Annotated in this window: 5 protein-coding genes; all 5 read left to right on the forward strand. The window is 69.7% G+C overall.

Annotation, left to right across the window (positions count from 1 at the left end; translation table 11 throughout):
• On the forward strand, positions 1-1,050 hold a 1,050-nt coding region (locus G6020_RS06440), incomplete at its 5' end, for an acyl-CoA dehydrogenase family protein (RefSeq protein ID WP_182610052.1).
• A gap of 133 nt (positions 1,051-1,183) precedes the next feature.
• Positions 1,184-2,047, forward strand: a complete 864-nt coding sequence (locus tag G6020_RS06445; protein WP_241731059.1) for an SDR family oxidoreductase — start codon at positions 1,184-1,186, stop codon at positions 2,045-2,047.
• Positions 2,048-2,049: 2 nt separating this feature from the next.
• Positions 2,050-3,951, forward strand: a complete 1,902-nt coding sequence (locus G6020_RS06450) for a glycoside hydrolase family 15 protein (protein ID WP_182610054.1) — start codon at positions 2,050-2,052, stop codon at positions 3,949-3,951.
• Positions 3,948-4,910, forward strand: coding sequence for a TIGR03885 family FMN-dependent LLM class oxidoreductase (locus tag G6020_RS06455; protein ID WP_182610055.1), 963 nt, complete (start codon positions 3,948-3,950; stop codon positions 4,908-4,910). The genes G6020_RS06450 and G6020_RS06455 overlap by 4 nt, the downstream gene beginning before the upstream one ends.
• 66 nt (positions 4,911-4,976) lie before the next feature.
• Complete coding sequence (locus G6020_RS06460) at positions 4,977-5,453, forward strand: hypothetical protein (protein ID WP_182610056.1); 477 nt, start codon at positions 4,977-4,979, stop codon at positions 5,451-5,453.
• Positions 5,454-5,500: the final 47 nt, after the last annotated feature.

The following is a 5,500-nucleotide window of genomic DNA, read 5'->3' on the forward strand; positions in this document are numbered from 1 at the left end:
TCGGGCGGGTCGGGCGGGTCGGGCGGAGCGTTCGAGGGCCAGGACTCGCTGATGGCGGTGGTAATCAGCGAGCTCGCGGGGGCCTGCATGGGCCTGGTGTCGGCGCTCGGGGTGAGCATCGGGCTGGGCGCCACGACCATCATGTCGCGCGGGACGTTGGCCCAGAAGGAACGCTGGCTGCCGGGCATCGTGACCATGGCGAAGGTCGCGTCGTGGGCGATCACGGAGCCGGACTCGGGGTCCGACGCGTTCGGCGGGATGCGGACCCACGTGCGGAGGGACGGCGACGACTACATCCTCAACGGCCGCAAGACGTTCATCACCAACGGCCCGCACGCCGACGTGATGATCGTCTACGCCAAGCTCGAGGAGGGCGCGGCGGCGGGTGCCGACGACCGCGACGCCGCGGCAGCCAAGCGTGACCGCAAGGTCCTGACATTCGTCCTGGACGCGGGGATGGACGGCCTCACGCAGAGCGCGCCGTTCAAGAAGATGGGCCTGCACAGCTCCCCCACCGGCGAGCTGTTCTTCGACGACGTCCGGCTCGGCCGTGACCGCCTGCTGGGGGAGACCGAGGACCACCGCGGTGGCGACGGGCGGGAGTCCGCGAAGTCCAGCTTCACCGCCGAGCGCACCGGAGTGGCGATCATGGCGCTGGGAATCATTCAGGAATGTCACCGGCTCTGCGTGGACTACTCGCGCGAGCGCACCCTCTGGGGCCAGGAGATCGGACGGTTCCAGCTGATCCAGCTCAAGCTGGCCCGGATGGAGGTGGCCCGGATCAACGTGCAGAACATGGTGTTCCACTCCATCGAACGGGCCCGCGCCGGAAAGCCCCTGACCCTGGCCGAGGCGTCGGCGATGAAGCTCTACTCCTCCGAGGCGGCCACCGAGGTCGCGATGGAGGCGGTGCAGCTCTTCGGCGGCAACGGCTACATGGCGGAGTACCGGGTCGAACAACTCGCCAGGGATGCCAAGTCGCTCATGATCTACGCCGGTAGCAACGAGATCCAGGTGACACACATCGCCAAGGGGTTGCTGGGTCGCTGACGCACGGGAGGTCGACGCCCGCTGACCCGCTCGGGGCCTCCGGACGCCGTCCGGCCCCGGTGGCGGATACGACACCTTTACGTACGTTGGAGATATGAGCACCACGAGCGATATCACACGACGCGCCGAGGAGATGACGAACGACAGCGGCGGGTTCCCGCCCCAGGAGCAGCGGCCCCCCGGGCTCAGCTCCGAGATGACCCCGGTGCCCGATCACGGGGAACAGACCTACCGCGGATCAGGCAAGCTCCAGGGGATGAAGGCCCTGATCACGGGCGGGGACTCGGGGATCGGGCGGGCCGCGGCCATCGCCTACGCCCGAGAGGGAGCCGACGTGGCGATCTCCTACATGCCGGAGGAGGAGTCCGACGCCCAGGACACCCGGGGCTGGATCGAGGACGCGGGCCGGCGGGCGGTACTCCTCCCCTGTGACCTGCGCGAGGAGTCCCAGTGCCGTCAGATGGTCCGGGACGCCGCGGAGCAGCTCGGCGGACTGGACATCCTGGTGAACAACGCCGGTTACCAACACGCTCGCGGCGAGGGTCTGGAGACCATCGACAGCGAGAACATGGACCGGGTGTTCAAGACCAACCTGTACGCCACGATCTGGGCGAGCCAGGAGGCGCTGGACCACCTCGGCCCCGGGTCCTCGATCATCACGACCACGTCGATCCAGGCCTACCAACCGGCCCCGCCGCTGCTCGACTATGCGGCCACCAAGTCGGCCCTGAACAACCTCACCGTCAACCTCGCCTCCGAACTCGGGCCCCGGGGCATCCGGGTGAACGCGGTCGCGCCCGGCCCCATCTGGACGCCGCTGCAGCCGGCCACGCAGCCCGGCGAGAAGCTGGAGGAGTTCGGTTCGGACACCCCGCTCGGTCGCGCGGGTCAGCCCGCGGAATGTGCGGGAGCGTTCGTCTTCCTCGCCTCGCCCGCCGACGCCGGTTACGTCTCGGGCACCGTGCTCGGGGTGACCGGCGGCAAGCCGGTCTTCTAGAGATGGCCGGCTCGACCCGCAGCACCCCCCTCGAGGACTACGCACTGCTGTCCGACCTGCGTACCGGAGCACTGGTGTCGCGGGGCGGGAGCATCGACTGGCTCTGCCTGCCCAGGTTCGACTCCCCCGCCGTGTTCTCGGCCCTGCTCGGCGGGCCCGAGGACGGCCGGTGGTGCCTTTCCGTGGTCGACGGCGAGGTGACCGATCGCCGGTACATCCCGGAGACCTTCGTGCTGGAGACGACCTGGCGGTCGCCGACCGGCACCGCCCGGGTGACCGACTGCCTCCTGCGCAGCGACTCCCAGGGGGACCTGATCCGCCGGGTCGAATGCCTCGACGGCGAGGTGACCGTCCAGCACGACCTCCGCCTCAGGTTCGACTACGCCCGGGCCACACCGTGGACCCGGGAGATCGCCAGGAACGGTCAGGACCGCGCGCTGCTGGCCCTGGCCGGGCCCGACGGCATCCTGGTCACCGGGCCGATGCTGCACTGGCCGGACGAGGACGACGGCTCCTCGCCCAGCGATGACACCCATGCCCGCGCCGCCGTGCGCGACGACGAATCCTCCCAGGAGGGTGGGCGCGCCCGGCGACTCGAGGGGCGGTTCGACGTCGGCGAGGGAGAGCGGCTGGACTGGGACCTGACCTGGTTCCCGTCCCACGAGGAGGTCCCCGACCCGCCCGACGCCGACGCGACGATCGCGGCGACCATCCGGGCCTGGACCGACTGGTCGTCACAGCTGGAGGTCGAGTGCGATCCCCAGCCCGAGGTGACCCGGTCGCTCCTCGTACTGCGGGCTCTGACCAATATGGACACGGGCGCCATCGTGGCCGCGCCGACCACCTCGCTACCCGAGTACTTCGGCGGCGAGAGGAACTGGGACTACCGCTACACCTGGCTCCGCGACGCCGCCTTCACCATCGAGGTCGTGGTGGCGCACGGTCTCACCGAGGGTGCCGCGCTCTGGCGCGACTGGCTCCTTCGTGCGGTCGCCGGTGACGTGGACGACGTCAAGATCATGTACGGCCTGGGCGGGGAACGCCAGCTGATCGAGATGGAACTGGACCACCTCGACGGTTACGAGGACTCCCGGCCGGTGCGGATCGGCAACGGGGCGGCAGACCAGTACCAGGCCGACGTCGTGGGAGAGGTCATGATAGCCCTGCACGACCTGCGCGAGGCCGGTGTCCACGAGGACGAGTACACCTGGGGCCTGCAGAAGGGTCTCCTGCGCTACGCGGAGAAGCACTTCGACCGCGAGGACCACGGGATCTGGGAGATGCGCGGGTCCACCCACCACTTCACCCACGGGCGGGCCATGATGTGGGCCGCGTTCGACCGGGGCGTCCGCGCGGTCGAGGAGCACGGGCTCGACGGACCCGTGGAGCGGTGGCGCGAGCTCCGGTCCCGCCTGGCCGAGGAGATCGACGAGCACGGGTTCGACGCCGAGCTGGGCAGCTTCACCCAGACCTACGACAACACCGAGGTCGACGCCTCCCTCCTGCAGTTGCCCCACACCGGATTCCTTGACTACGACGATCCCCGGATGCTCGGCACGGTGGCGTGTATCGAACGTGACCTCGTCACCGAGGAGGGTTTCGTCCACCGCTACCGGGTCGACAGCGGGATCGACGGCCTCGAGGGCGGCGAGTACCCGTTCGTTCTGTGCACCTTCTGGCTGGTCGAGCAGTACGCCGGGAGCGGCCGCGTCGACGAGGCCCAGACCCTCATGGAGACCATGGTGTCCCGGGGCAGCGACCTCGGCCTGTTCTCCGAGGAGTTCGATCCCGCATCCGGCCGCCTGGCGGGGAACTTCCCCCAGGCGTTCAGTCACATCGGGTTGATCCGGGCGGCCGACGCCATCCAGGCGGCCCGGAAGGGACGACAGGAAGGCGAACGATGACCGCCTACGGATTCCACGCCTCGCACGAACAGATCTCCCCGGGCAGGTTGCTGCGGGACGTCCAGCAGGCCGAACGCGCGGGCTTCCGCATCGCGATGTGCTCCGACCACTTCTCACCCTGGTCCACGCGCCAGGGCCATTCGGGCTTCGCCTGGTCCTGGTTGGGTGCCGCGCTCGCCACCACCGGCATGACGTTCGGCACCGTCTGCGCGCCCGGCCAGCGCTACCACCCCGCCGTCGTCGCCCAGTCGTCGGCCACATTGGCCGAGATGTTCCCCGACCGCTTCTGGGTCGCCCTCGGCAGTGGTCAGAACATGAACGAGCACATCACCGGCGACAAGTGGCCGGACAAGGCCACTCGGCAGGCCCGCCTGGAGGAGAGCGTCGACGTCATCCGCCGCCTCCACCGCGGCGAGGAGGTCACCCACCACGGACTCGTCGACGTCGAGAACGCGCGGGTGTACTCGCTCCCGGAGACACCACCCCGGATCATGGGCCCGGCACTCACCCCGGAGACCGCCGCGCGGGCGGCGACCTGGGCCGACGGGCTCATCACCATCAACGACGACCCCGACTCGGTCCGGCAGATCGTCCAGTCCTATCGGACGGCCGGCGGCCGGGGGACGCTCGCTCTGCAGGTCCACGTGGCGATCGAGGACACCATGAGCCGCGCACGCGAGGTCGCCCGGGATCAGTGGCAGAACCACGCCGTGGACCCGCCGGTCGCCTACGACCTGCCCACCCCGGAGCAGTTCGACCTGGTCGCCCGGTACATCCCGGACGAGAAGATCGAGGAGACCGTGATCGTCACCGACTCGGTCGATCACCTCGTCGGCCGGCTCCGCGAGTTCGAGTCACTGGGGTTCGACGAGATCTATCTGCACCACGTCTCCCAGGACCAGTCCGGTTTCCTCGAGTTGGCCGAGCAGGAGCTGCTCCCGGCCCTCGCCCGCGGTTGAGCTCGTCGGTGACGACCCTGCCGGTTCGCGGTTGCCGCCTCGCCGAGAGGACGTAACGTCGCCGGTATGGCCACCGAGTTGTTGCACACGTACATGCAGGACCACCACGCCGGGGCCGCCGCCGGGGTGGACCTGTTCCGGAGGGTGGCCAAGGACCACGAGGACCCCGAGATCCGTGGGGTCGTCTCGCGTATCGGCGACGAGACGGTGGACGACCTCCACAGTCTCGAGGAACTCATGACCCTGGCGGGGACGTCGCCGTCTGCCCTCAAGGACCTCCCTGCCCGCGCCGCGGAGAAGCTCGGTCAGCTCAAGCCCAACCAGCGATTCGCCGAGAGGTCGCCGCTCAGTGATCTCCTCGAGCTGGAGGCACTCACCATCGCGGTGCGGGGCAAGGAGCTGGGGTTCAGGGCGCTGCTCGAGATCGGCGACCCGCGTCTCCCCCGGCCCACGCTGGAGGCGCTGGTCGAGCGCGCGGTCGAGCACGGCAAGGAGCTCGAGAGACTCCGCCTGACATGCACGGACGCGCTCCGCGAGAGCTGAACCCGGCTGCCTGCACACCGAGAGTCGGCCCCCGCCGTGCGGGGGCC

Source organism: Dietzia sp. B19, assembly GCF_014145155.1.
GTDB lineage: Bacteria > Actinomycetota > Actinomycetes > Mycobacteriales > Mycobacteriaceae > Dietzia > Dietzia natronolimnaea.